28 protein-coding genes, 4 tRNA genes and 1 pseudogene are annotated in these 25,540 nt (G+C 61.8%); 10 read left to right on the top strand and 23 right to left on the bottom strand.

What is annotated here, in order from left to right; all coding sequences use genetic code 11:
- Positions 1-87: 87 nt before the first annotated feature.
- Positions 88-2,019 (top strand): 1-deoxy-D-xylulose-5-phosphate synthase, encoded by a 1,932-nt coding sequence (gene dxs / locus AS9A_RS08555; RefSeq protein WP_013806573.1) that lies wholly within the window; start codon positions 88-90, stop codon positions 2,017-2,019.
- A 16-nt stretch (positions 2,020-2,035) separates the two neighbouring features.
- Here the strand turns inward: dxs and AS9A_RS08560 are convergent, their stop codons facing one another.
- The 3 genes from AS9A_RS08560 to AS9A_RS08570 all read right to left on the bottom strand — a co-directional run bounded on the left by AS9A_RS08560 (position 2,036) and on the right by AS9A_RS08570 (position 4,232).
- A complete protein-coding gene (locus AS9A_RS08560) occupies positions 2,036-2,320 on the bottom strand; it encodes a hypothetical protein (protein WP_013806574.1) in 285 nt (94 codons plus the stop codon).
- Positions 2,320-3,573 carry an HRDC domain-containing protein gene (locus AS9A_RS08565; RefSeq protein ID WP_013806575.1) on the bottom strand — a complete coding sequence of 418 codons (1,254 nt, stop codon included), beginning with the start codon at positions 3,571-3,573 and terminating at the stop codon, positions 2,320-2,322. Before AS9A_RS08565 ends, AS9A_RS08560 begins: the two co-directional genes overlap by 1 nt.
- Positions 3,574-3,635: 62 nt before the next feature.
- The gene (locus AS9A_RS08570; protein WP_083826500.1) at positions 3,636-4,232 is read right to left on the bottom strand and encodes a DUF3000 domain-containing protein; all 597 of its coding nucleotides are present in this window, start codon (positions 4,230-4,232) and stop codon (positions 3,636-3,638) included.
- Between the two features lie 156 nt (positions 4,233-4,388).
- Here AS9A_RS08570 and hemE point away from each other — a divergent pair, with 156 nt between their 5' ends.
- From hemE to hemQ, 3 genes are read left to right on the top strand one after another with little or no spacing between them, the layout of a single operon-like run.
- Positions 4,389-5,468, top strand: a complete 1,080-nt coding sequence (gene hemE / locus AS9A_RS08575; RefSeq protein ID WP_013806578.1) for a uroporphyrinogen decarboxylase — start codon at positions 4,389-4,391, stop codon at positions 5,466-5,468.
- A 13-nt stretch (positions 5,469-5,481) separates the two neighbouring features.
- The gene (gene hemG, locus AS9A_RS08580) at positions 5,482-6,849 is read left to right on the top strand and encodes a protoporphyrinogen oxidase (protein WP_013806579.1); all 1,368 of its coding nucleotides are present in this window, start codon (positions 5,482-5,484) and stop codon (positions 6,847-6,849) included.
- Positions 6,850-6,854: 5 nt separating this feature from the next.
- Positions 6,855-7,550: a hydrogen peroxide-dependent heme synthase gene (hemQ, locus tag AS9A_RS08585; RefSeq protein WP_013806580.1), complete on the top strand. Its 696-nt coding sequence runs from the start codon at positions 6,855-6,857 to the stop codon at positions 7,548-7,550.
- Here the strand turns inward: hemQ and msrB are convergent, their stop codons facing one another.
- The 5 genes from msrB to AS9A_RS08610 form a co-directional block, all read right to left on the bottom strand.
- Positions 7,551-7,976 (bottom strand): peptide-methionine (R)-S-oxide reductase MsrB, encoded by a 426-nt coding sequence (gene msrB / locus AS9A_RS08590; protein ID WP_013806581.1) that lies wholly within the window; start codon positions 7,974-7,976, stop codon positions 7,551-7,553. It abuts the gene before it with no gap.
- A 17-nt stretch (positions 7,977-7,993) separates the two neighbouring features.
- On the bottom strand, positions 7,994-8,962 hold the full coding sequence (locus AS9A_RS08595) for a TIGR00341 family protein (RefSeq protein ID WP_041450964.1): 969 nt from the start codon (positions 8,960-8,962) through the stop codon (positions 7,994-7,996).
- 93 nt (positions 8,963-9,055) lie between these two features.
- Entirely contained in the window at positions 9,056-10,321 is a 1,266-nt protein-coding gene (locus AS9A_RS08600) for a glycosyltransferase family 87 protein (RefSeq protein WP_013806583.1), read from the bottom strand.
- 57 nt (positions 10,322-10,378) lie between these two features.
- Entirely contained in the window at positions 10,379-11,935 is a 1,557-nt protein-coding gene (locus AS9A_RS08605; RefSeq protein WP_049793697.1) for an alpha/beta hydrolase, read from the bottom strand.
- A gap of 63 nt (positions 11,936-11,998) precedes the next feature.
- Complete coding sequence (locus tag AS9A_RS08610; RefSeq protein ID WP_013806585.1) at positions 11,999-12,766, bottom strand: pyrimidine reductase family protein; 768 nt, start codon at positions 12,764-12,766, stop codon at positions 11,999-12,001.
- 34 nt (positions 12,767-12,800) lie between these two features.
- On the opposite strand from AS9A_RS08610, the gene zapE reads away from it, so the two are divergent.
- Positions 12,801-13,826 (top strand): cell division protein ZapE, encoded by a 1,026-nt coding sequence (gene zapE / locus AS9A_RS08615; protein WP_013806586.1) that lies wholly within the window; start codon positions 12,801-12,803, stop codon positions 13,824-13,826.
- Here the strand turns inward: zapE and AS9A_RS08620 are convergent.
- From AS9A_RS08620 to AS9A_RS08635, 4 genes are all read right to left on the bottom strand, one after another.
- On the bottom strand, positions 13,823-14,404 hold the full coding sequence (locus AS9A_RS08620; protein WP_013806587.1) for a GNAT family N-acetyltransferase: 582 nt from the start codon (positions 14,402-14,404) through the stop codon (positions 13,823-13,825). The two genes, zapE and AS9A_RS08620, sit on opposite strands and share 4 nt — an antisense overlap.
- A gap of 452 nt (positions 14,405-14,856) precedes the next feature.
- Positions 14,857-14,931 (bottom strand) — tRNA-Val (locus AS9A_RS08625).
- 15 nt (positions 14,932-14,946) lie between these two features.
- Positions 14,947-15,017, bottom strand: a tRNA-Cys gene (locus tag AS9A_RS08630).
- Positions 15,018-15,042: 25 nt separating this feature from the next.
- Positions 15,043-15,115 (bottom strand) — tRNA-Gly (locus AS9A_RS08635).
- A gap of 233 nt (positions 15,116-15,348) precedes the next feature.
- Between AS9A_RS08635 and AS9A_RS08640 the strand changes: the two genes are divergently transcribed.
- Positions 15,349-15,420: transfer RNA gene (locus AS9A_RS08640), tRNA-Val, on the top strand.
- A gap of 173 nt (positions 15,421-15,593) precedes the next feature.
- Here AS9A_RS08640 and AS9A_RS25050 read toward each other — a convergent pair.
- The 4 genes and pseudogenes from AS9A_RS25050 to AS9A_RS08660 all read right to left on the bottom strand — a co-directional run.
- A pseudogene (locus AS9A_RS25050) lies at positions 15,594-15,748 on the bottom strand (site-specific integrase); the annotation flags it as partial.
- 375 nt (positions 15,749-16,123) lie between these two features.
- Complete coding sequence (locus AS9A_RS08650; RefSeq protein WP_041450966.1) at positions 16,124-16,393, bottom strand: hypothetical protein; 270 nt, start codon at positions 16,391-16,393, stop codon at positions 16,124-16,126.
- Positions 16,394-16,626: 233 nt separating this feature from the next.
- Positions 16,627-17,058, bottom strand: a complete 432-nt coding sequence (locus tag AS9A_RS08655; protein ID WP_148262428.1) for a hypothetical protein — start codon at positions 17,056-17,058, stop codon at positions 16,627-16,629.
- A 227-nt stretch (positions 17,059-17,285) separates the two neighbouring features.
- Complete coding sequence (locus AS9A_RS08660) at positions 17,286-17,660, bottom strand: hypothetical protein (protein WP_013806589.1); 375 nt, start codon at positions 17,658-17,660, stop codon at positions 17,286-17,288.
- A gap of 170 nt (positions 17,661-17,830) precedes the next feature.
- On the opposite strand from AS9A_RS08660, the gene AS9A_RS24785 reads away from it, so the two are divergent.
- From AS9A_RS24785 to AS9A_RS08665, 3 genes are all read left to right on the top strand, one after another.
- Positions 17,831-17,965, top strand: coding sequence for a hypothetical protein (locus AS9A_RS24785; RefSeq protein WP_013806590.1), 135 nt, complete (start codon positions 17,831-17,833; stop codon positions 17,963-17,965).
- 4 nt (positions 17,966-17,969) lie between these two features.
- On the top strand, positions 17,970-18,221 hold the full coding sequence (locus AS9A_RS23815) for a hypothetical protein (protein ID WP_148262429.1): 252 nt from the start codon (positions 17,970-17,972) through the stop codon (positions 18,219-18,221).
- Between the two features lie 454 nt (positions 18,222-18,675).
- Positions 18,676-19,524, top strand: coding sequence for a hypothetical protein (locus tag AS9A_RS08665; protein WP_013806591.1), 849 nt, complete (start codon positions 18,676-18,678; stop codon positions 19,522-19,524).
- Between the two features lie 316 nt (positions 19,525-19,840).
- On the opposite strand, the gene AS9A_RS08670 is transcribed toward AS9A_RS08665, so the two are convergent.
- The 7 genes from AS9A_RS08670 to AS9A_RS08705 form a co-directional block, all read right to left on the bottom strand.
- Complete coding sequence (locus tag AS9A_RS08670; RefSeq protein WP_013806593.1) at positions 19,841-20,308, bottom strand: hypothetical protein; 468 nt, start codon at positions 20,306-20,308, stop codon at positions 19,841-19,843.
- Between the two features lie 208 nt (positions 20,309-20,516).
- Positions 20,517-21,080 carry a hypothetical protein gene (locus AS9A_RS08675; RefSeq protein ID WP_013806594.1) on the bottom strand — a complete coding sequence of 188 codons (564 nt, stop codon included), beginning with the start codon at positions 21,078-21,080 and terminating at the stop codon, positions 20,517-20,519.
- Positions 21,080-21,613, bottom strand: coding sequence for a hypothetical protein (locus AS9A_RS08680; RefSeq protein ID WP_013806595.1), 534 nt, complete (start codon positions 21,611-21,613; stop codon positions 21,080-21,082). The genes AS9A_RS08675 and AS9A_RS08680 overlap by 1 nt, the downstream gene beginning before the upstream one ends.
- Positions 21,585-22,121 (bottom strand): hypothetical protein, encoded by a 537-nt coding sequence (locus AS9A_RS08685; RefSeq protein WP_148262430.1) that lies wholly within the window; start codon positions 22,119-22,121, stop codon positions 21,585-21,587. Before AS9A_RS08685 ends, AS9A_RS08680 begins: the two co-directional genes overlap by 29 nt.
- 221 nt (positions 22,122-22,342) lie before the next feature.
- A complete protein-coding gene (locus AS9A_RS08690) occupies positions 22,343-23,443 on the bottom strand; it encodes a hypothetical protein (protein ID WP_013806597.1) in 1,101 nt (366 codons plus the stop codon).
- A 560-nt stretch (positions 23,444-24,003) separates the two neighbouring features.
- Complete coding sequence (locus AS9A_RS08700; RefSeq protein ID WP_013806599.1) at positions 24,004-24,279, bottom strand: hypothetical protein; 276 nt, start codon at positions 24,277-24,279, stop codon at positions 24,004-24,006.
- A gap of 294 nt (positions 24,280-24,573) precedes the next feature.
- Positions 24,574-24,771 (bottom strand): CsbD family protein, encoded by a 198-nt coding sequence (locus AS9A_RS08705; RefSeq protein ID WP_013806600.1) that lies wholly within the window; start codon positions 24,769-24,771, stop codon positions 24,574-24,576.
- A 242-nt stretch (positions 24,772-25,013) separates the two neighbouring features.
- Here AS9A_RS08705 and AS9A_RS08710 point away from each other — a divergent pair, with 242 nt between their 5' ends.
- A complete protein-coding gene (locus tag AS9A_RS08710) occupies positions 25,014-25,472 on the top strand; it encodes a TIGR02611 family protein (protein ID WP_083826501.1) in 459 nt (152 codons plus the stop codon).
- Positions 25,473-25,540: the final 68 nt, after the last annotated feature.

The raw sequence follows: 25,540 nt of genomic DNA on the forward strand, positions 1-25,540 counted from the left end.
GAAGCGGCCCGCTATATCCGTAGACTGGACAGAACCATGACGCTGGGACGGTGAGGTCCGTGCCGCTCGAACGAATGGAGTTACTCGTTGGGGTTTCTGGAGCGCGTTCGAACTCCTGGTGACGTCAAGGAGCTCGCACCCGAGGATCTCTTGGTTCTTGTGGGCGAGATCAGGGACTTCCTGGTTCGCAAGGTGTCAGCCACCGGTGGCCATCTTGGCCCGAACTTGGGTGTCGTTGAACTCACACTCGCGCTGCACCGCGTCTTCGATTCCCCCCACGATGCGCTTCTTTTCGACACCGGCCACCAGGCCTACGTGCACAAGATTCTCACCGGTCGCGCAGACCAGTTCGACACGTTACGCAAGCAGGGTGGCCTGTCGGGTTACCCCGCGCGTTCGGAGAGCGAGCATGACTGGGTTGAGTCCTCGCACGCATCCGCGGCGTTGTCCTACGCGGACGGGCTTGTGAAGGCCTTCGGCCTGACCGGGCAGCACTCCCGGCACGTGGTTGCGATCGTTGGCGATGGCGCACTCACTGGCGGAATGTGCTGGGAAGCGCTGAACAATATCGCACTCGACAAGCAGCGGCCCCTTGTCATCGTTGTCAACGACAATGGCCGGTCATACGCGCCGACGATTGGCGGGCTCGCCGATCACCTCTCTGCGCTCCGGCTTCAGCCCGGCTACGAGAAAATGCTGGCGAGCGGCCGAAAAGCGATCAAGGGTATCCCGATGGTCGGTGATGCGGCGTACGCGATGTTGCACGGAATGAAAGCAGGAATCAAGGACGCCGTTAGTCCACAAGCCCTGTTTTCTGACCTCGGAATCAAATACCTCGGCCCGGTCGACGGACATGATCTCGGCGCAGTGGAATCCGCGCTGCGACGCGCGAAGGATTTTGGCGGCACGGTGATCGTTCACGCTGTCACCCGTAAGGGTATGGGCTACCTCCATGCTGAGAACCACATCGACGATCAGATGCACGCGACCGGCGTGATCGACCCGGAGACAGGTCTGGCGAAGAGTAAACCCGCTCGTGACTGGACGTTGGTGTTCTCTGAGGAACTCATCGAACTAGCGCGCGAGCGGGAAGAGATCGTCGCGATCACGGCAGCGATGGCTGGTCCCACCGGCCTTGCCGCTTTCGGTAAGAAGTATCCGAACCGCATGTTCGACGTCGGAATCGCGGAGCAGCACGCACTAACGTCGGCGGCTGGCCTCGCTCTCGGCGGAATGCACCCCGTGGTGGCTGTCTACTCGACCTTCCTGAACCGTGCTTTTGACCAGCTTTTGATGGACGTCGCGCTGCTGAAGCAACCTGTCACACTCGTCCTCGACCGGGCGGGCGTCACCGGCGCCGACGGAGCCAGCCACAACGGAATGTGGGATCTCTCGATCCTGGGCATTGTGCCCGGCATGCGCGTAGCAGCCCCGCGCGATGCCGCTACCCTGCGTGAGGAACTCGCGGAAGCAGTGTCGATAGTGGATGGGCCTACCGCGCTGCGATTCCCCAAAGGTGCGGTTGGGCCGGATATCCCCGCGCTCGAGCGCGTTGGTGACGGTATAGATGTCCTCCATCGCGACGCGGATGCGGATGTTCTCCTTGTTGCGGTGGGACCGTTCGCGCGGCTTGCGCTCGACGTGGTCGACCTACTCAAGAAACACGGGATTGGCACCACAGTCATCGATCCCAGGTGGGTCCTGCCGGTGAGCGAGGAGCTCGTGAAGCTTGCCGAGCAGCACCGTCTCGTGGTCACAATCGAAGATTGTGGCGTGCACGGCGGAATTGGGTCCTCGGTCGCTGCGGTGCTGCGTGCGGGCGGGGTCGATGTCCGCACCCGTGAGCTGGGTATCCCACAGCGCTTCCTCGACCACGCGTCACGCGACCAGGTGCTGGATGAACTCGGGATCACGGCCCAGAACATCGCGCGACAGGTGACCGGGTGGGCCGCGCGGCTGGGAAGCACAGCGATCAGCGAGGCTGGGCTCGATAGCTCAGCGCCCGTCACCGGCTCCTAGCCTCGTCAGGGCCGAATCACCCCTCGATTCTGCGGATTGGGTCATCGTCACGGCCGAGAGTGCGGCAGAAGCCGATTACGACAACCCGTGTGGTGTCAATCTGCAGGTTGACGGGATCTTCGCCGCTTTCGCTCAGATAGGCCCGGATAGTTTCCCGCTGCGCCTGCTCGTCCTGCGACAGGAAGTCCCCGCATCGCGTGTCACCGCCGCGGTTGCCGAGAATGCCCCCGCTACATGCAGGAACGAGGGCGACGACGGCTAGCGCCGCACAGAGAGCGGAAGAGGCTATTCTTCGCGTCATTACGCATCCTTTTCGTATGCGGAGCCAGGGGCCGATAAGGCCCTCGCGAGGGGCTGTACGGCGAGTGCTATTTGCCAGGGCCGCGCCTCGCCTTCCTTTAGCGCCTGCATGAGAGAGTCGCTGGTGGCGGGCTCGGGCGGGCTAGCACATAATCGCCGTACGAGGTCGGGGGCGAGCAGGTTCTCGACCGGAACTGAAACAGCGTCACTGACCACCGTGAGTTCCTTCCGCACCGCAGACAGCCGGTTCGCGGCGTCCGTACCCGGGCGAGGCCGGGCCGCGCCGCGGGCTGTGTGATCGGTGGGGGCTCGAAGCGGTGGCAGCTCGGAACCGGGGAGCGTACGTGCTCGCTCGATGGCGTCCAGCCAGCGGTGGGCTCTGCGCCGCTGGCGTGGGCCACCGAAACCGGGAACCGCGCGCAGGTCCGCTGCGGTTCGCGGACGCCGTACCGCGGCAGCCACGATAGCGGCGTCAGGAAGTATCCGCTTCGGCGCGATGTCTTCTTGTTCAGCAATCATGTCGCGCGTGAACCACAGTTCGCGTGCCGTAGCGAGCCCACGCTTGTCACGGATGGTGTGAATATTCGCGGTTCGTCGCCACCGTTCGGGTGACGGCGCAAGAGCGGGCCGGGTGCGCACGAACTCGAATTCTTCGGTAGCCCACTCGCGTTTGCCCTGATAGGTGAGTTCTCGATCGAGTGCCTCGCGAAGGTCCAGCAGGATTTCGACGTCGAGAGCGGCGTAGTTGAGCCAGGAAGTGGGCAGCGGCCGAGAGGACCAGTCGGCTGCCCCGTGCCCCTTCGCAAGTGAGAATCCGAGCAGGCTCTCGGAAATCGCCGCAAGCCCAACGCGTTCGAGGCCAGCGAGTCGGCTGGCAAGCTCAGTGTCGAATAGTGCCGTCGGAGTGAGACCTAGTTCCGCGAGCCCTGGCAAGTCTTGGTCCGCAGCGTGAAGCACCCATTCGAGGGGATTGATCACGGCGGCGAGCGGTTCGAAGGAACCTCGCAGTGGTATTGGGTCAATCAGAAACGTTCCGGACCCGGCACGGCGCAGTTGGATGAGATAGGCCCGCGCGGAGTATCGATATGCGGATGCGCGTTCTGCGTCAACCGCGAGAGGCCCGGTCCCAGCTTCGATTGCGCGAGCCGCCACCGCAAGGGCGTTCGCGTGTTCAATGAGCGGCGGCAGACCCTCGCGCGGCGCTAACAGCGGCACGGGCTCGCTGCCGTCACCGCCTGATCTGACCTCGCTCATAAGGCGCTAGCGTACGTGAGGAATAAGCCGCGAGCAGGCGGACTGGGCTACGAGGGTTCGCGTCACTGCGTACGAAAGCGGCCGTTGATCGAGGTGATCCCGATGGGCGGCAAACCCGCCGCGTATTCGAGCACCTCGCAGAAAGCTTCAACCTGTGCCTTAAGGTCCAGCGTCTGAGGTGTCCACGAGGCGCGCATCTCCAGTTGGTGTGCTTTCGGCGGCCCAGCGATATCGCCATACCGAACTGACGTCGTAGCAGTGACGGTGCCCCCGAGCGCCGTGTAGTCGTGTGTCCGGGCATCGAGTGCGTCTTTGAGCCAGCTCCACGCGACCTCGGGAAGCAAGGGATCTTCGGCAAGCGCGGCATCCACGTCAGCCTGAATGTAGGAGACGAGCCGGAAAATCCCGTTCCAGGCTTCGTCACCGTTGGGGTCGTACAGCAGAATGAGGCGGCCGAACGCGTCGCCCTCTGAGAACTCCCGCACGATGTCACTGCCGGGGTGTTTGACTTCCGCTCCGACCGCGTAGCTGTAGGGCGCGAGTCGCTGTGGCGGCCGGATGGGGCCGACCACGATCTCTGGGCGGACTGCCGCACTCGACATTGATTCAACCGCGGTGCGGAACTGCTCCGGCTCGGAATGAGGGCTTGGCGTCGTCACAGGTTCGGACGGTAGTGTGGATCACACTGCGCTTAGAGGAGGCGCGCCGACCCCACGCCTGAGTGGAGCCGATCTGTACTGAATTGAAGTTTTTCGGCGTCCTTACTGTTATCTGGTGGCACCTCACTCTGCGCCGCATGCGAGGATGGAGCCATCATGAGCGCCACATCGCATAGTAATCTCGCCTACCCCCATCGTCGGGTTCTGACCGACGCGCCTTTCCTCGCTGCCGTCGACGGGCGTCAGCCCACGCACCGTCCAGTGTGGTTTATGCGGCAAGCGGGCCGATCGCTACCCGAGTACCGTGAACTCCGGGCCGGTATCGGTATGCTCGAATCGTGTTTTCGCCCGGATCTGGTCTGTGAAATCACGATGCAGCCGGTACGCCGCCACAACGTCGATGCGGCGATCTTATTCTCTGACATCGTCGTGCCGCTGAAGGCCGCCGGAGTTGACCTCGACATCGTTGCGGGTCGGGGTCCAGTTGTCGCGGAGCCCATACGTTCCAGTGCGGATGTCGCGCGGCTTCCGCGGTTGCAGCCTGATGAAGTCGCGGCAGTCGCGGAGGCGGTAGCGCTGCTCACGGGCGAATTGGGCGACGTCCCGTTAATCGGGTTCGCGGGAGCGCCCTTCACGCTCGCTTCCTACCTGGTCGAGGGTGGGCCGAGCCGCCACCACGCTCAGACGAAAGCGCTGATGCACAGTGCGCCCGATGTGTGGCATCAGCTGCTGGGAAAGCTCACGGATATCGCAATCGTGTTCTTGAAGACGCAGGCGCAGGCCGGGGTAGATGCGGTGCAGCTTTTTGACTCCTGGGCGGGAGCACTGTCGCTCGCTGAGTACCGCGAATTCGTGCTGCCGCACTCGACCCGCATCTTCGACGAGCTCGAGGAAGCTGGCGTGCCGAGAATCCATTTCGGTTTGGGCACCGGTGAGCTCCTCGGCGCGATGGGCGAGGCGGGGGCCGACGTCGTCGGTGTCGATTTCCGCATCCCACTGCACGAGGCTGCGCGCCGAGTAGGCAAGGGCAAGGCTCTGCAGGGCAACCTCGACCCCGCGCTGCTCTTCGCAGGCTGGGACGCGATCGAGCGGGAAGTGCGGCGTATCGTCCGGGAAGCTGACGCCGCGGTGGGAATCGGAGCGCGCGGGCACATCTTCAATCTCGGGCATGGAGTGTTGCCGGAAACTGACCCGACGGTGCTCACTCGCGTTGTGGAGCTCGTTCACTCGCTGTGAGGTTCCCGTGAGTATGCCAGTGCGTCACGCTCTCGTGCTCGGTGGTGGCATCGCAGGGCTCACCGCCGCCTATCGGCTGCGGCAGGCGTTGGGACCAGCTGCCGCCATCACTGTATGTGAGGCGTCGGAAAGCCTAGGGGGCAAGCTCCGAACCCTCACGATCGACGATGGCCCCGTCGACGTCGGCGCCGAAGCCTTCGTCCAGCGGCGCCCCGAGGTCCTCAGCCTTGCCAAGGAACTCGGGCTCGGTGACGAGCTGGTGACGCCGTCGAGCGTTCGTCCTGTGATTTGGGCGGACGGATCCGCGCATCCGTTGCCGCCAGGGGCATTCATGGGTATCCCGGCCTCGGAGGCCAGCATCAAGGGTTTGAAAGGCCTTGTCAGTGCGGCAGCTGAGGGTTACGCAGCAGGCGAAGCTAAGCGGCTCTTCACGTGGGAAACTGGCGCGGATTGGAGCCTCGCGCAGCTTGTTCGCGAGCGTTTCGGTGAGGAAGTCGTCCGTAAATCTGTCGACCCGCTTATTGCTGGTGTGTATGCCGGTGACTCAAGCACGGTGGGGATCCGCGCGGCGATTCCGGAACTCGCCCGGGCACTCGATTCAGGTGCGGCGAGTCTGACAGCAGCCGTCCGCGGCGCGTTCAAACCCGCTACGGGGAGTGGGCCGGTTTTCGCGACCTTCCGCAACGGCTACCAGACGCTGCTGAACGCGCTGGAGCGAGCGGCTGGTGCCGAAGTTCGGCTTTCTGCTTCGGCACGAGTGCTGAGCCGCGCGGGGAAACGCTGGAGGACAGACGTCGCGAGCGATGCGGATATCGTCATTCTGGCTTTGCCGGCGCACGCACTCCCAGGCGTCATATCCGGTCATGCGCCTGCCGCTGCGGCAGCTGCCGCGGAGATCAGACATGCGAGCAGCGCAGTCGTGACATTCGCATTCGATGACGACTCGGTGCTGCCTGAATGGTCGGGGGTGCTCGTTGCGGGCGGGGAGAAGCTCGATGCCAAGGCAGTCACGCTGACAAGTCGCAAGTGGCCGCATCAGGGCGGTCGCGGGCTGCTGCGGGTGTCGCTCGGGCGCTTTGGTGACGATCCGCCTGTCACGGCGCTCCCGGACGAGAACCTGGTCCGGGTCGCGCGTGCGGATCTGCGCGTACTAACTGGAATCGATGTGGATCCGCGGTTGTCGACGGTGCAGCGCTGGCCTGACGGCCTCCCGCAGTACGAGCCAGGCCATCAGCGCCGCGTGCAGGCTATCGAGGAAGGCGTTCTCCAGTTGCCGGGTATCGGGGTGGCGGGCGGCTACCTGCATGGCGTGGGTGTACCAGCGTGCATCGCCTCCGCGGACGCTGCCGTCACGAAAGCAATTGGCGACGTGGCAGGATAGGGGCCATGGCACGGCTTGATTACAAGGCACTCAACGATACGATCCGCTACCTCATGTTCTCCGTGTTCCAGGTTGAACCGGGAATTCTCGGTGACGAGCGGGACGCGGCGATCAAGGAGTTCGATGCGTTCGTCGCGTCGCTCGAAGAACGCGGAATCGTCGTGCGCGGCGTCTATGACGTTTCTGGGCTGCGGGCAGATGCGGACTTCATGATCTGGACGCACGCCGAACAGGTCGAGGACCTCCAGGCCGCTTACCAAGATTTTCGGCGTACCACAACACTGGGGCGTATAAGTGCGCCGGTGTGGAGTTCGGTGGCCTTGCATCGGCCCGCAGAATTCAACAAGAGCCACGTCCCTGCGTTCCTCGCCGGTGAAGATCCAGGCGCTTACATCTGCGTCTATCCCTTTGTTCGCTCGTATGAGTGGTATCTGCTTCCGGACGACGAGCGGCGCAAGATGCTCGCGGACCACGGCAAAGCTGCGCGCGGTTACCCTGACGTCCGCGCCAACACCGTCAGCTCGTTCGCGCTCGGTGACTATGAGTGGATTCTCGCCTTCGAAGCTCCAGAACTGCATCGCATTGTCGACCTGATGCGGGATCTCCGAGCGACTGAGGCGAGGCTCCACGTTCGCGAAGAGATTCCATTCTTCACCGGCCCGCGCGTGGATGCCGCTAACCTCATCCACGCATTGCCTTGATCAGCTGTCTGCAGGAACCAGCCGCAGGCTGATCGAGTTGATGCAGTAACGCTGGTCGGTGGGGGTGGGGTAGCCTTCGCCCTCGAATACGTGGCCGAGATGACTGTGGCACGTGCTGCACAGCACTTCGACGCGGCGCATACCAAGCGACTTGTCTTCCCTCAGGATCACCGCAGAGGATGACGCTGGGTCGAAGAACGACGGCCAGCCGCAGTGGGATTCGAACTTCTCTGTGCTGCGAAAGATCTCAGCCCCGCATGCACGGCATTCGTACACTCCTGGCTGCTTCGTGTCGGTGTACTCACCGGTAAACGGTCGCTCCGTACCCGCCTGCCGCAAGACGACGAACTCCTCCGCGGTGAGGCGCTGACGCCACTCCGAATTTGTGAGCTGAACCTTCGGCGCGGGTAAATCCTCATTACTCATGCTTCAACGCTAATACGTTATTCGGGAATGCGTTCGCCCTGGGTGTGCACGATCGTCACTTCGAGCCACGATGGCACCGTCCGCTCGAGATCAGACATCAGCACCTCAAGCGGGGGCGGAAGATCAGGGCTTCGCACATCGACGGTGATCCGTGCACCGTTCGAGTCCACGTTCTCAATATGGCCCCGAGGAGTGTCGGCTATCCAAATGGTGGCGGCCGCCCGCACGTCCGAGACCCACTTCGCAACAACAATCTGAGTCACCGTGTTCACGGTAATGGGGATCGCAACGACAACGAGGAACGCTCCTACCGCGAGATACGCGTGTCCGCGCCGGAATGCGCCGTCGTGCTGTGCCGCGGCGGTGTAACCAGAGATCGCGAGAACGAGGACACATGCGGTGACAAGGGCAGCAACGTTCGAGAGAAAAAGAAGCAGTGCGCCAAGCCCATGAAGGAAATCCCCCGATCCGAAGCATACTCCAGCCACAGCGAGCGGAGGCACTAGCGAGATGGCGATGGCCACACCCGGAAGGACATCTCCGAGATCACGCCGGGCAATGGCGAATGACCCTGCGAGCCCAGTCGCGATCGCAGCGACAAGATCCATGACGCGAGGCGAAGTGCGCGAACTAATCTGCGAGTTTTGCATGATGTCCGGGACGTCGAACATCGCGGCAGAACCGACAAGACCAATAAGAATGACCACAAGCGCGCCAAGTGCCACTACCGTGGCCGACCGCGCTATCAGTCGAAGTGAGCCGGTGACAACCCCGAGGGCCATCCCCAGGATGGGCGTGGATAGCGGCGCGATGATCATTGCGCCGATTACTGTTGCGGTTGAATCGGTAATGACACCGGCGGTTGCGATCACCCCGGAGAGGGCAAGCATTGTCCAGAACGCAGAACGTTTGGCCTGTATATCGCCTGAATGCAGATCGAGTCGATCGTGCAGTTCATCCAGGGTACGAAGTGCGCTCGCCGACATCACGTGTTGAGTATCGCTGAATCACCTCGCCCGAAGAGCCTGGAACTGGTCGCGATCGTGCAGCAAATCTGCTGTGTGGGCTCGAAGACCTGCTCAGGGGGCTGGCGGTGTCCGGTACTTCGTGGGCACGCCCGCGTACTCCACGTCATCGCGAATATAGGGCGGGTCGAGTCCCTGATCCAGAGTGCCCGCTTTCCGTGCATCGAGGTAACGGTTCACGAGCACTGTGCAGACCACAATCAGCAGGAGGCTCCACCCGAGCGTCGTGCGGAGGAACTGCAGCGCTTCACCCGTTTGGCGCCACGGCACCGAGTACCACATGTCGAACGTGAGGAAGCCGTACGCCGCGAGCCATGCGGGCCAGTTCCGCATGACCGAGCGCTTCATGACCACTGTCATGAGCAGTGGGAAGATCAGCATCGAGTAGTACATCTGGCCGAGCGACCCGAGCAGGAACTGGGCGGTAAGGATCACGCCCGACGCTGTGCACAGGAAGAAGAGTTCATCGTCGCGGTAGTAGCGGTAGAGCAGCCAGAGCGACGTCAGGGTGATGACCGCGAAGAGTCCGCGAAGTCCGAGGACCATCCAGTCAGGCAAGCCGTAGTAGACCGCGTTGCCGGAGATTGCACTGTTGAAGTAGTCCCTTGATTCGGCAAGGTAGGGGACGGTTTCGCGCACAAATCGCCCTGGATCTTTGGACAACGGCCAGGCGATGGCTGTCAGCACCAGCGGAATCCCGAGGGACGCCACAAATGGCTGCCACTGTTTCTTGATGAAAGGGAAGATCAGCAGCGGCGCCAAGATCGGTTTTATCGCGATCGTTAGCCCCATCGGCACCCCCGCCCACCACAAGCGGCGCTCGAGGAGGAACTTGAGAAACAGAATCTGTGCGAGGAAGATTAGCCCGTTGATGTTCGTGTAAATGAGCGTGTTAGATACCGTCTCGGTGGAGAACATCGCGAAGATCGTGATGGGCATCGCGACGGACTTCAGGCCGTAGCCGAACATCTTCAGCAGGTAGTATGCGGCGACCAAAATCCCGATGGCATTGATCACGATGTACAGGCGCCGCGCAAGATCGTAGTCGAGATAACCGAGCGGAGCGATCATCAGGGTGCCGCTGGGCGGGTAGAGATAGTGCGGGTCTGTCCAGTTGAAGTTGCCGAGGTAGACATCGGTGTAGTTGATGAAGTTGACAGCTGCCGTGTAGATCGGCAGAAAGTCGTTGGTCACTGCGCCGTTGAACGCGAGGATGACAGTGCGGTGAATGACCGTCATCACGGCGAGCGGCCACATCACCATGCTGATGATGTCCGCCGTGCTCAAAGGCGACCTTGACTTCAACTGTGAGGGAAACACGCAGGTAAACTACCCCAAGTCGGACGCGGATGCGGTATGCCCCGCCGCACGTCACATTTACGCCGGGCAGGTATTGTCCTCGGGCACCCGGCCGTTGGTGATCATCGCTGCGATGAGCTGAGCGCCGCACTGGGAGTGGAGAAGTACGCCGTGCCCCATGCCCTGCCAGCCGAGCCGGAAGGTTGGGGCGCCGCTTGCCAGCAGTGATCCTCGCAGATCAGCGCTTGTTCCACGCCCAGACCAAGGGTCGTTTTCCCCTTCCGCCAAGAGGGTGGGCGCGGACAGTTCGTCCGGGAGTTCTACCGGGTCGATCGCGGGCCACGCTGCACAGAGCAACTGCCGCAACGCGAGAACCTCGCCAACGTGGGGATAGTCACTGCGCCAGCCGTCGAGAAGTTCGCGGATGTTCTCGGGGACCGCACGTGTGGTCGCGTCGCTGCATTGGCCGATGAACTGACCATCATCACCCATGATCGAGTGCATGTCGTAGCTGAGCTGAATCAGCCCATCAGCTGTGCCCCCGCGGGCCGCGGCAAGTTCCTGGGCGAGCCGCTCCATCCGGTCGTTTGGGGGCTCGCTGCTTTCGCCGAGAGATCCGAGTATCGCGGTGACGACGGCCCCCGGTGTCAGCGGTCCTGCCTCGCCGGTTGCGGCTCGCTCGAGGAGGCTGCGAATCTCGCCGAGGGGGTCTGGCCCCAGCGGACAATCGATGGATTGGCAGTACGAACCGAACGTCCCTAAGGCAGCTTCTGCCCCTTCCGCTTGCTGGGCCGCAACAGCGAGTGAGTCAGCACCCGGCATCGAAGGACCCGATTCGGCCACCGCTGGTGCCGAGTCGATGACCAGCCGCGAGACGCCACTCGGGAACAGCGCAGCATACGCCAGCGCCACCACGGCGCCATTTCCCACTCCCGCGACTGCCAGCGTGTCGACACCCCAGAAATCACGCAAAGCATCCAGGTCATGGGCCGCGTTGGTCGCGGTGAAGAGGGTTTCCAGAGGTTCGATGTGGTCGGTGCACGCTAACGTCGAGTCCCGCCCCACAGTTGCGGCAGCGTCAACAGGGTCGCGGCCGGGCGTGCCCGCACCGAGGTCGATCTGCTGCTCCTCCAGAGCGCGGGTGAAACAGCTGACGCGATCTGAAAGGCCAGTTCCCCGCCTGTCTACCGCGACAATGGGCCGTTCAGCGAGGATCGCACCGCTCGTCTCCACCATCGTCGCGAGCGCACGGGAGGCGGGCTGTGAGGCACCCGTCGTCAGAACTAGCGGCGCTACGTCCTCAGGAGTTTCAGCTAATCGCGCCCGTGTCAGCCCGATGTTCAGCCATTCCGCTACCTGCCCGTCCGGATCTGAAGGTACCGCGAAGGACACGCATTCGAGAGTGACACCGGGCAGGTCGATGTCGAGGTTGTAGTGCGCCAGAACCGTCGCCGTGCAGTCCTGCCAGCGCATCGCAGTCTGGGGCGCTTCCAGTTCCGGCGGTGTTCCGTCAATCGGGTCGTCGCGCGTCCCAGCTGGCGGAGGGCCGTAATCAATTGCGACGTCAGGTCTGTTCGAGGGAACCGCCCCACAGGCCGAGGCGAACAAGCAGGCCCCCAACAACAGGGCGAGCACTGCTCTGCACCTTAGCGGTGAGTGGTCGACCGTGGCGCGGTTCTGCACCTGCGCGCACCCCTTTCACTGGCCTGGCGACTCCCGGGATCGGACCCAGCGCGTGAACACCGTTCCGTCATCCCCTGACAGCGTATGCGCGAGTCGCATTCTCCGCTGCTGTGGCAGTTCACCAGTTGCGATCCTGCCGCTGCTCCCGGCCGTGAGCACAGGGGTGATGCTCAAACAGAGATCATCTACGAGGTCTGCGGCCAGCAGCGCGCCCAGCAGGCTGGGTCCGCCCTCGCATAAGACCTTTCCACGGTTCTGAGAACGGAGAATCCGGAGGATCTCATGGCTATCGAGGGTGCCGGTCGGGTCAAGTCTGATTTCGTTCACCTCGGCCCCCGCCGCGCGCAGCGCTGCGATGGCGCCGTGTGGCGCGTTCTCACTGGTGAAAATCAGCGGCGGGACAGCAGTGTCAGTGAAGAGCCGTGAGTGCGGGTCAAGGTTCGCGCTTGCGCTCACGACTGCGATTTGCGGGACAGCTGACTGCCCAGCCTCGAGTCGTCGCTGCCGAGCATCGTCACTGAGGGCAACGCCCCCGTAGTTTTCCGCCCGAACCGTTCCCGCGCCTACAACGACGACGTCGGCGAGTTCCCGCAGCAGACCGAACAGGTGCTTGTCCGTTCCGCTGGAGAGCGCCCCAGACAAACCGCCTGAGGTGACAGCTCCGTCGATACTCGAAACGAAGTTCACTCGGAGCCATGAAGATTCGGGGTAGCGGTAGATTTGGCGGAGCTCGGCATCGTCGCAGGTAGCTGTGAAATCTGTCGCACATTTGAGGTACTGCACAGTGTCTATCTGACCACGCGGATACGATGCACGAATGACTGAGCGCCTGATTGACCGGAAACCGGTGATCCCCGCTGATCAACTGGTGGCTCAAATGGTGCCGCCGCCGATGTTCAACGACGTCAGTTTTGACTCGTACATTCCGGATCCCAAGGAACCATCTCAGTCTGAAGCAGTCCAGACCGCGAGCGAGTTCGCCAGCGAAGTGGCGAAAAGCAAAAAGGGCAAGCGAGGTCTGTTCGGGCGCAAATCGAAGAATACGACCGGCAGCGGCCTATATCTCGATGGCGGTTTCGGCGTCGGCAAAACACACTTGCTCGCATCGATCTACCACGCTGCCCCCGAACCGAAAGCCTTCGGCACGTTTGTGGAATTGACCCATGTCGTCGGCGTTCTCGGCTTCATGAAGGCGGTCGATGAACTGGCCAGCCACTCGGTGCTGTGCATCGACGAGTTTGAACTTGACGATCCCGGTGACACGATGCTGGTGTCGCGGCTTCTGACGGAGCTTTCGGCGCGCGGCGTCTCAGTCGCAGCGACCTCCAACACGCTGCCGGGCCAACTCGGCGAGGGCCGCTTCGCTGCGCAGGATTTCCTCAGAGAGATACGCAAGCTGGCGTCCGTGTTCGAGACGGTACGTGTTGACGGGCCTGACTATCGCCACCGCGACCTGCCGCCGGCCCCCGAACCTACGGATCCCGCTGACCTAGAGAAACGAGCGGCCGAAACGCCCGACGCCACCCTCGATGACTTCGACGAGCTGTGCGAGCACCTTAGCAAGCTGCATCCGTCCCGTTACGGCAAGCTCGTCGAGGGCGTTTCCACCGTATTCCTCGACAATGTCGGTCCTGCTGACGATCAGGCCGTCGCGCTTCGTTTCGTAGTGCTCGCAGACCGGTTGTATGACTCGAGCATCCCTGTGATCGTGTCGGGTGCACGGCTGGACGAGATCTTCACCGAGGAAATGCTCGCAGGCGGCTATCGCAAGAAGTACCTGCGTGCGACGTCACGTTTGCTTGCCCTGTCTCGTTTCGGTGCCGCAGCGAACAACAACACCTAAGGCGTTATCTGCAGCGGCAAAGCGAATATGAAATCGTGTTCAGTTTCCCCGCCGACGGTGAACGTCTTTGTGCCGGCCTTGGCGAAGCCACTTTTCTGGTAAAAGCGCTGAGCCCGGACGTTAAGTTGGTTGACCCCGAGCCACAGCGTGGCTGCGCTCGTCTGGCGCGCGTACTCGATTGCACTGCGCATCAGCAGCGTCGCCGCACCGTTTCCGTGGTGGTGGGGGAGGACGTACAGCTTGCTGAGTTCGATCGTGCGCCCTTCCGGCAGTGAGTAGGTACTCTCGCCAGGTGGCAGACCTTCACGCAAGAGCCCATAGCCGATAGCTTCGCCCCGCTCTCTCGCGACAAAAACCGCGACCGCGACGTCGTGTAGGTACTCGCTGAACCGCGCGGGGGAGAGGTTACGTGTGATGAACGTTGCGATGTCCGCTCTGGTCGTGTGGGGCGGGCAGGCCAGAGGGAAGGTGACTGCCGCGACGTAGGCGAGTTCACCGGCGTCGGAAGGCGCTGCACGCTCAATTTCCAGGTCCGCTGGAATCACGTCGGCTGGCGCGGGTGAAGCAACGTCCGTCATCTGCGGGACCCTTTCGTGAACTCATAGTGTTCCCTCAAACCTTGCATGAAAATCTTGCACCCGTCACGTGCAGAGAAAGCAACGTCGATCGGCCGCGCGGGAGATGCGTTTCTCGACAGATGTTTGGGGCGCCAGCAATGGGTGCGGGGGGTTTAAGGGCACGGTTGCGGGTAATTCAAGGTTATCCCCGGCTATGGGGCGGGGAGTAGGGAGAGTAGTCATGGCTGACAACGGCGGCGAACGGCTGACGGAGGAACCGCAGGAGGAACGCGGGGCACCAGGCTCGCGGGACAAAGGGAGCGCCGGCCCCGGAGGGGGACCGGCAGACAGGCCGGCGGGTTCGTTTGACGACGAGGAGATGCAATCAACAACGGAGGAGGAGCCGACTAGCTGACCGCGCACTGGAAAAACAGCTAAGCCCCGGCTTCACCGGGGCTTAGCTGCTCTCACTATGGTGCGCGATACTGGGATTGAACCAGTGACCTCTTCCGTGTCAGGGAAGCGCTCTCCCACTGAGCTAATCGCGCGGGAACCTCGTAAAGAGGTGGAGACGGGAATCGAACCCGTGTACACGGCTTTGCAGGCCGTTGCCTCGCCACTCGGCCACTCCACCGTAGGGGGTCAAGCCCAACGTCTTGAGCGGATGACGGGATTCGAACCCGCGACCCTCACCTTGGCAAGGTGATGCGCTACCAGCTGCGCTACATCCGCATGCTCCGTGCCTCCCGGGTTGGTTCCGTTCGGCGGTGCGGTTGAGAACATTAGCTGAACCCAGCCGCTGAGACAAATCCAAAGTGTGAGGGCGGTGTGTTGCGATCCGCCTTGAGCTGCGCGCCCACCGGTTGCGGTGCAGCGGCGAACGGACATTGCTCGGACGGTTGGTGGCTAACGTCGCCCCGTGCTATCGTTTCGTCCGCGTCAGAGCTCGACGCATGGCACTCTTTGGTCCCGTAGCTCAGTGGGAGAGCGTTCCGTTCACACCGGAAAGGTCGCTGGTTCAATCCCAGTCGGGACCACACTGGAAAACTGCAGATGAGAGACCCTTTCCGGGATTTCCGGGAATTTCCTTTGCTGTTCCGGGGTTCGTGACTTTTGCAATTTTCGGATGTTGGCCCGCGGCGTTCAGCCGACCACGGCCGGGAACGAGCAGGTACCGCAGCTCCTTCTCCCGTGCGGTCCAGCGCGCCCGTTACCGCCACAGATCGTCCGGGAACAGGTCGGCGTACGTGTTAGTGCCAGGGCAGCCGAGGCGTGCCCGAGCAACGTCTGGGCCGCTTTGACGTTCGCGTCGGCGGACAGCGCAAGCGACGCGGCAGTGTGATGAAGATCATGCGGGGTGCTGCGCGTGAACCCGGGGTCACCGCGTGCCCGGTCGCTTCGACCTCAGTTCGCGCGTGCCGTCCCGACGGGGAGCTGGCACGCGTGGACGGCCCGGGACGAAGACGCGCCTGCGCGACTCGCCGCGGCGGCACGCAGACCTACCGGGAGGCGTTTATCTCCGTATTCGTCGACCGCACTGATGCAATCGCGCGGGCGATCCGCGAAATATGGCGCGCCAAGAGGCCGAGCAGAGCGTAGTCATGCGTCCGCCCTAGCCGGTGCGGCCAGAGACCCCTGGTGCCGGTCCGCGGGTACGGCGCGCGTGCGCGCCAGTCTCAGAGACGCAGCGAACCCGGAATAAGTTCTCCGGGGCGGGGCTCTTACTTATGTGAGTCGCTTTCAGTGCGAGTATCCGTATTCGTCAATCTGCACGGAGACGCGCTGCTCCTTCTGCATCGCTAACACGATCCAGACGATGCCCCACAGGAGCAGCAAGCCGCAGGTGAGTAGCCCGCCTAGCAGTGTGATGAGCGCGTGCAGGACGTGGTTGCAGGGCTTGCCGTAGACCACGATTGCACTGAAGTCGGTTTGTGACTCGACGCGCGCGCCCTGGCTCACTTCGTTGTTGAGTGCGATGGCAAGGTACTGTCGGCGCATTTCGTCCGGCATCCGCTTGGACTGTTGCGGAAGGGACCAATCCGTGTGATGTGAGTTCTCCTGGCTAGCAGCGGGAATGAGAGCTTATCCTAAGATCGGTCCGGGAAGTGTCGGGCACACATCAGTGCTGTCCCGCTGCCCTCTCGCCCGCGGCGCTCACTCTGCCCGGTATCTTCAACGACCTGGTCGGCACCTCCTCGACCCCGCGAACGACACGCAATGACCCATGTTGACACTACGCTCGCTCAGACGTCGCCTGAGGGTGTTCCCGGCCGCACCGACCCGGCTGGCTCCTCACTCCCGGTATCACCGAGACGGAGTTGTGGGACCGGTTCTGAGCCCACTGCGGTACCGTAAATGGAGCAGATGAGCGAGCCGTCGCCGAGGTGATGTGGGAGGCCCGTGCTGCAGGACCTGCTCGGCCGGCCAGTGACCATTTCCCGCGTCCAGCTCGGTGACATCGCGGGGCACGTGTGCGTCTCCCCGCGACCTGTCTGCGGCTGATCCGCGAACTCGACACCCCAGGGGAAGGCCAATGAGTCATTCCAGCCATCGATATATCCCAATCGGCGGTGGTAGTTCATCGCACGGCTAGAGCCACCAGCTTTCCGCCCAATCGAAGATCTCCCGTTCCAGCCCAGTTGGCGTCCATGCTTTTCCCCAATGGGCTGGGTCATTGTGGACAGCCTTTGGAATAGCCCCGAGACCTTCGCGGAACGGCTCACCTCAAATTGGGCCCTAAAGAGCCATTTCGCAGGTCAGGAGGTAGAAAGCGCGGGAAATTGCGCAGATTTGATGTAGGGAACATCATAGTGCCGGGCATGTGAACTGGGGAAATGATGAGACTCGTTTCAGGAAAGCAGCCTATCGTCTACCCGTTCGGTTTGCCGGTTGCGAACAACCATCACCGTGCTCGTGCTTGGACACCGTTGCGTCCTCCACAATCACAATTCCTCTTCATCACGATCCGGGAGACGTTACTTCCGGCGGAATAGACGCGATTAGTCTGATTGGTCGCCGACCACACGACCTTGTTCCCTTCGTACATTGTGACGCTGTAGAGCAGGTATCCGCTGGGGTTGTTCGCCCATAGCAGGACATTCTCCTTCGGATGGCCGGGTGTGAAGTGGATCGTCGTCGTCAGATCACGATCTCGGAATTCGTAGTTGCCGCTGTACACGTATGTGGTCGATCCAGCGGAGGCGATTCCGGTGTTGACAGATATCCCCAACAGCAGTGACAGCGCTACGGCCGATCCGATCCTGCCGAAATTCTTCATGGTCGTTTCAATTCTCTCGATGGGTAAAGGAGACCAACCATTCTGACTTCGTTGTGAAATTCAGATTGGAGAGCGAAAAACGAGGGTAAGCGTGCGTGCCAGGCTTGTTAAGCTTACGCTCCGAAAACGATCTCCCTTGTCAGCCAATCGAATTAATTTTAAGCGACTGAATGACACAGCGATCTCTCACCCATGCCAGGTCCTCATACCGCGCGACTGACATCGAAGCCGGCATCCGGGAGAAGGCAGACCGGACCGCGCGGTGGGTCAGCGAGCTGCAAGAGACCGTACCGATGCCCATGTAGGGCCGTGGCACCACATCGAGGTGTGCGACCCGGTCGGCGCGCCAGCTATGTCGTCGCCGACCTGCTGCCCGGCCCGGCAGACACGACTACATTCGCGGCCGACGAGTCGATCTCGCCCAGAGACGGGGACGACGGTGTCCCGGCGCTGTTCGACAACGGTTGTCTGGCTCCGCGTGTGGGTGCTGGGCACGGCCGGGGCCTGCGGGGGTTCCCGCCGTCTGGGGATGCGAGACGCTGGCGGGGGCGGTGTGCATAGCCATCACCCCGGTCATACGGCCAGCCGCACCAATGAACACGCTGGTGGAGGAGTTACGGGCGGGGAGGCATAGCTGAGCGGGTGTCTTTCGCACGTGTGTGCGCGTGGGCTGGCGGCGTGGTTGCGGGGGGACTGTGGATTGGTTGTTGGAGGTATGGGTAGCGGTGCGAGGTGTGCCTAGTATCTAGTGGTTATGCGTGGTGTTTCTGCAGGGATGGAGTGGTGTATGCCGGGTTTGGGTGCCGGTTTCGCCGGGGCTGTAGCAGGGAATCGATTTCTAGTGTCTAATTCCTTGGCTAGATAGGCGAATGGACGCCTTCTGCCTCCGGGTCTTTGGGTGTACCTGTGTATTCCGGATCTCGGAGTATCGTTGCTCTAGCCGACATTTCGGGCATCGGCCTTCAGTGTCGGGGAAGCATCAATGGGTAGACATTCGAAACCAGTACGGAGGTCCGTGCAGGGCGATGCTGCGCATCCGGTCAGTACTCGACCAGGGCTTGTTGCGAGGTCGTGGCGCTTCGTCAGAAAACTTAGCCTGGGCAAGAAAGCGCTGCTAGCGCTAGGGACGCTAGTTGGGGCTACGATCATCACGGTAGTCGGGTCACTCGTGACGCAGGCGGTCTCGGAGTGGTGCTCTCAAAGGAAGCCCCCAATTGCGTATGCAGTCAAGCCGCAGCTGTACCCAGCCATGGTGCTGATCCCCGCCACGGACCACGATGACATGCCGACACCGCCGTGGGAGGACCCGCGGCACGTCAGCGCGTGGGACAACGGAGATGTCACTGGCTGGGCCGAAGCCAATGGAGCACACTCTCCGGGCCACTTCGTATCGATCACGGTGCATGGGGTGTCAGACGAAACGGTTCGGCTGACAGATCTCCGTGTCAACGTCGTAGATGCGAGTCCCGCCCCTGCAGTGGTTCTCTACGCCAGACCTGAGCACTTTCCGCCGGGACTTGAGATCGCGGAGAATCGCAGTATCGCGTTCAATCTAGACACCGGGCAAAGGATCGCCCCTGAGGTACCGGACGGCTTGCGCGAAGCGCGCAGGGTACCCGCCATGTTCCCGTACTCCGTGTCAATTTCGGACCCGGAGACTTTCGACGTGTTCGTATTCACTGAACGGTGCGATTGCGCGTATGTGTTCGATCTGGATTGGGCTGCCCGGGGTCGGACCGGGACAATGATTATCGACGACGACGGCGCACCGTTTCGAGCGGTCGGTATGGGCGGTGGGATAGCCGGAGTCTGCGTCGAGGGTGCCACGGCGGTCCCGGGTTCTCCCATGCCCGTGGTCTGCTAATCCGACTTGACTCCCGGCGGACGCACTCGCGGCGTGCTAAAGGGTGCGCGAGCTTCTGGCCGGCTGCGTCCGGGATATCCGACGCCTGGCGTTGCCGACTTTTCCTCCGCTGTGGCCCGGTCGTGGATGATGGCGCCGCAGGTGTGGCATTCCCAGGTGCGGTAGTCGGGTTCCGTTATGGTTTGCCAGCCGGCGAGGTTCGTGTTCGCGCGCAGGGGTGCCCGTTGGGGCAGTGCGAGGAGGCTTTCTCGATGAGCCGCATACTGGCCGAGTGTAGGCCGGTGATCTGACACGCCGCGAGGGCCGGCGGTGCCGTCTACTTGTCGAGGCGCAGGACCTTCGGTTCGGCGGCGAGGCCACGCACCGCGACGGTCGGCGATTCCCGCAGGTCCGCTTCGGAGACCACGAGAGAGTCGAAGCCGGTGAGTTCGCGCGTGTAGCCGGCTTCACCAGCCGGGACCGCATCGAAGGTGAACGACCATGCGCAGGTGAAGGGCTGGTCTGAGTTCTGGAGCGCCTTGACGAACCCGGGAAGCGGTGTGAGCTCGGCGAGCGCGAGGACGCGGTTGTCGGCGCCGCGCAGCACGACCTGATCCCCGGTTGTGATCCGGCCGTCAGGGAACTGGCACGCTTCCCGGCCGCTGGTGCTGATGAGATTTCCTGATGCGCCGATGAAGGCCCCCTCGGTGGGGAAGGTGTCTGTCTCGGGTGTTGGTGCGGGTACGCTGCCGCAGCCGGTGATGCTGATGCACGCTGCCGTGAGGGCGGCGAACGTTCTGCGCATACGGGGCACTATCGCACTGGCAGCGGAGCGGCGGCGGGGATTCGCGGCGGTTGTAGCGCAGTGGCCCACGCGGACGGCCGGATTAGGCGGAAGCCCGGCACAGTTCTCGGGGGAGGTGTGCCGGGCTTCCTCGCCATCACTCCCGTGCTGCCCAAAACAAAGGGGGGAGGGCCGCGTGGGGAGCAGGGTTTACCGAAAGAGCACTAGCTTAGGCTGATTCGTCCGAACTGAGCTGCTGATGTTGAGCTCTGATCTCTTTTCCAAGATCGTTGCGAATGTCTGTTGCGATGTTGCTTTCGAGTTCTCCGGTCGGCCCACCGATGTAGACTCCGATGCTTCGACCCAGCTCGCTTAGGGTGCTGTTGCCCATTGCGAACGTCCGCGGGTAGGCGTAGTCGGCGAAGAATTCTAGGGGAAGGATCTCGTTGACCTTGCGCTGTTCACGCCAGTTCCACTGCGTGTAGAGGTCGACCGAGAGTGCGACTGATTCGGTAGTAAGTTGCAGCCGGAGCCTGAAGCGTGCGAATTCTGGTCTGTCCTGAGCACGGAACGATACAACAAGGGGTTCTCTGTCGCCTGGCAGTTGATCGTCGTCTGGCGCTTCAGCTGAAGAGTCATCTGCTTCGGGTTCTGGTTCGTCAATTTCTGGTGCGTCGCTACCTTGGTGAGCATCGTCCCATTCATCGGCGACCCGAATAGCCGATCTTTCTATAAACTCAACTTCGATCGACTCCACATTGGCGATCGCTTCGCCGGTCTCGATGACTCGCATCAAAGTCGCTCCAATGTGCGTTCCGTGGGCGTATCGATGCGGTACTCCGGCTTTCGCCCGCGTTTCGCGGGCTCGAACTTCCGCATTTTTTTGGATTTGATTTGCTTTCCGCGCCGTCCCTCCGGTAGGTCGACTGAGTACGTGTGCTTCATTTCGTCAGGCTTAGCGGCGTGAACTGTCGTTCGGTGCCCAGTGCGCGAGCGCCGAGGCCGACCTCGGGACGGTTCTGAATCGATGGTCGGGTAGGAGCTATTGATCGGCTCGACAACCACCTTGACGCGATATCCGAGCGTCATCATGTACTTAGCGAATGCGGCGGTGTAGATGTTCCCGTCGGAATTGATGACTTGTGACACTCGTCCTTCCGAGACACCTAACGTTTCTGCCACAGTCCCTTGCCGTACCGGCGAAGCCTTCGCCGCACGCCAGAGCAGGCGGGAAATCGATGCAGTGAACTCCGCAGCAGCGAGTTCGGCCGCGCCACGCGACGTTTTCGCGTACTGCTCAACCATCGAGTAGGGCTGATTGGTCATGTTTAACATCCTCACGACGACACGTACTGGCGTCTCGTTTGTATCGCTCTTCAGTTTGTCTGGTGAGCTTCGGGAACCCGTTTGTTAAGCGGATTTCCTCATCAAGATCCGGAATCATCCATGTGTATGAATGTGAATAGGGACTGGTCTCGGGAGTGCGGTAGCAATACTTCTTCTTATACGCACCGTTGCCAGGTGTGTCATAGAACGCGAATCTGACGCGTCGGAACTTGAACTCAAATAGTCCATCTCCGAGCCCGTTCATGGATTTAGGGCGGTTACCCTCGCTATGCTCCGCGTAGTACCTGAATAGTTCCAGTAGCGCGGCATATGAGTCGATCTGCTCGTCAACGTTGAGGTTGTGAGCCCCACTGTCTGTCCAGGTCCCCTGTCCAAGCGCCTGCCAGGCCTCCCGTGCCGGTTCGTGCCGGTTCTTGGTGAAGGCGAAGGTAATCCTGTGTCGCGCACCTTCAGCAATCACCTCCCTGCCTCTCTCATCTTTAGCCAAGACTAAACCACCCGGGCCTCTCATGGTACTACTCGTCGGAAAAGTATGGCCGACCTCATCTTGCTTACGATCTTGCTTGACGATTGACCGCGCGTCTACGCACGAAGCAGCCGCCTTGCCTTTAGTCGGATGGGCTTGACTTCGCAGTGACTTCCTGAGACTCGACACAACTCACTTGGCCTAGTGAGGGTGACGCGGCGAATCAGCTTCTAGCCCGCCGCCTACTGGTTACGCCGTGTCGCTTCGAGCAGCTTCCGCACCAACTCCACCAACTCATCCGCCGACACATTCACCTTGTCCGTCCGCGTCCCGGACCCGTAATCCGGCGTCGCGAACACCCGGTCCGCGAGCGCAAGCATAACCTTTGATCTAGACTCATCGTCCAGGAGTCCTTCAACGTAGGCGCCAACGGTTTTAAGCTGTTCGCTCACAGTTTGCGCCCACATGCGCGCCTCCCGGTGATGACTCGCGATCCGCGCCGCATATCCGGCTAGCGCGAGCAGCGGCACCGCAACCCACGCATGCAGCGCGGCGTCTTGCCAGGTGAACTCGTAGTCAGTCGTGAAATGGCGGTTGACGAGCGCGGCGCTGTAAACGACCAGCAGCGCAAGTGCTGCCGCAGCTGTGATGGTCCATCGGGTGGTGGATGTGCGCTCTGTCGTCGCGAAGTCTGCGAAGTATGCACCGAGGCTCGCGGTCCCAGCCATTCCGGCGGCGTCCTGCGCCTTCTTCGCGGCGCCCTGTGCTTCGCTTACGAAATGGGCGGCTCTGTGCACGAGGACGTCAGAGCCGTCGATCAGGGTTAACTGCTTAGCGCGTTCCGCGACGTCTCCAAACGATTCCAGCAGTGTTCGGCCCGAAGTAGCTAGTCCGTCAATGCTGGAATTGTTGGCATTTTCGGCCAGTTGATCGGCAAGGATCTCGGTCGCATTGACTGCCGTTTCTACGGTCCAGTTGCGGAGGTACTGCGTCATTCGGTCCGCGTCCTTTGCTGGCTCACCGAATGACCTCGCGTAAATCACAAAATCTCTGAGTTCATGGCGTTCCATTAGCCGGACCATTCGGACTGGCTGCAGATCGTCCCGGTCAGGTGCGCTGACCGTGTATTCAGTGAAGAACATGTCGCGCAGAACATCCGCGTATGGCTTGAAGATCGGTTCCGCGAGTCCTACCTTGAGCAGTTTTGCCGCCTCCTCGAGCGCAGTCCTGACCGCTGCGGGGTCCTGTTCGATGGCGTAGAGCGATGGAATGTCCGAGAGATCGTCGGGGGATTCCTCCACCTTCTCGGCCAAGGGAGCGATTGCAGAGTCGTCGGTTGTCACTCGCTTATCGTGCCAGCATACACCGACAGAAACACACTGTTCCGCACCAGGTTTGCCCGATCCAAGGCTACGATCAACGACGTAAAAGCGCGTTTACTCAAGACCCTGCGAGGGCGTGTCAATGGCCAAACAGCGGACGGAACCGTGGAGTGCGGAGTGGTTGTTGCGTCCCTGGGTCGCGCGGTCTGTATGGTTTGTCGTCAGGACGCCTACAAGGTTGCTGCACATCCTCGTGACGATGCAGTTTGTCACCGCTGCGTCGCGAGCGGGCAGCTGATCCGGCCGCTGCAGGTCAATGATTGGATCGCCTTCCGAGTCAATGAGACCAACGTGTACACGGCGTACCTCAATGACCGGCCGCTGTAGAAATACACCGACAGCACCTACGGCGGATCGTTCGCGAATATCCATCGCAGCCATTTCGACGGAGTGGGCTGAGTCACTTCGAGTGCGGCTCTAAGTGACCGGGGCAGCTGGGAGGAGGACACCATGACGACACCCTCACGTGCCGGGCATCCAATCCTGGGACCAATGCCGGCTGCGCAGGCGAATCCGGGATTTCACCGGAAAGCACGCGGGTGGAGGAGACCCGTTTCTCGTGTGATGTTTCGCATGTTCATCTGGCGGGGGACCCGCTGACCCTGGTGCAGGCGTGGCCGCGAGTGCTGTGGCTCGACGGGGTAATGAGCCGCGACCTCGGGAAGCCCAACATCGTCGTGCCCGCGACCGAGGACCCCAGATATCACCCCGAACGACTTCCGGTTCACGATCAGCGCGGTCCTCGAGTCCGGGCTGATCCTGTCGGCGACGCTGACCACTCCGGTCGACGGCGACATCGAGCTGTCCGCGCTTGCGGCATGAGACCGCAGGCATACGTCCCCTGTGCGGTAGCGCATCTCTAACCCCAGAACCGTGGTTGTGCCCACATTTTGCCCACAAATAGTCGTGAAACCCGTCGACGGCCGGGTAGTGAAATCGCTGTTCCAACGGCATTTTGGCGAGTAGTGGGTCCCCCCGCGTTCCGTTCACACCGGAAAGGTCGCTGGTTCAATCCCAGTCGGGACCACACGAAATAAGCGTAAAGCCCCCGGACCTTATGGGCAGCCGGGGGCCTTACGCTTTTTGACCAGTTAGTTTCCGGTCGCCTTGTCGGCGACTTCGTTCGCCTTGTCCTTGGCCTTCTCGGCGCCCTTCTTGACTGAGGATTCGGCCTGATCGGCCTTGCCTTCGGACTTCAGCTCGTCATCGTTCTTCGCAGCCCCGGCCGATTCCTTCGCCTTGCCAGCGAGTTCCTGAGCCTTGTTGCTGATCTTGTCGCCGATACCCATGCTTCGGAATCCTTCCGATCGATTGGTTCGTGCATGGCGCTTTGAGCGCCAGCGCCCAGTCTGCCGAGACGGACAGCTTTTCGCCACAATTTCGCGAGGTATCGAAGGTATGTCCGATATGTCGGAACATGGCGGAGTGCCGGCTGGGGTGGCTACGTTTTCGAAGTACCGGCACAATGGGTTCATGATTCCGCGGTCGAACTGTGGTTCCGCACGATTTCGCTCCATAGGTCGACCGGGGCATGAGTAGCGCAACCGGCCCTGAACTGGCGACTCAACCAACCGATACGCCCCGTCATCGTCCCTTGCTTGCGGGTGCTCTGTCGGTGCGATCGTTTATCAAAAGCCACCCTCTTTCGGCACTCGCCTACCGCATACTCATCGGCGTTCTGGGCGCGGTGGTAGTGATCGTCGGGATCATTCTGATTCCGTACCCGGGACCAGGCTGGCTCATCGTCTTCACGGGATTAGGTATCCTTTCCACGGAGTTCGCCTGGGCCCGGCGTGTCCTCGGATATGGTCTGGCCCGATATCACGCGCTACGCGGGTGGTATTCGCGCCAGCATCTGCTGATCCGCATCCTGGGCGCTCTTGTCACGGTCGCCGTCACGGTGGTGACGCTGTGGTTCTTCGGAGTGCTCGGACTATTTGCCGAGTGGTTCGGTATCGACTGGCCGTGGCTCGAAGGTGTTTTGATGTAATGCCCGGCGCAGCCGTTGCTGAAGGTGGCGGTCGCAATGGGCGTGAGTGATGCCGTCCACTCTGGACA

It is taken from the genome of Hoyosella subflava DQS3-9A1 (assembly GCF_000214175.1).
Taxonomy (GTDB): domain Bacteria; phylum Actinomycetota; class Actinomycetes; order Mycobacteriales; family Mycobacteriaceae; genus Hoyosella; species Hoyosella subflava.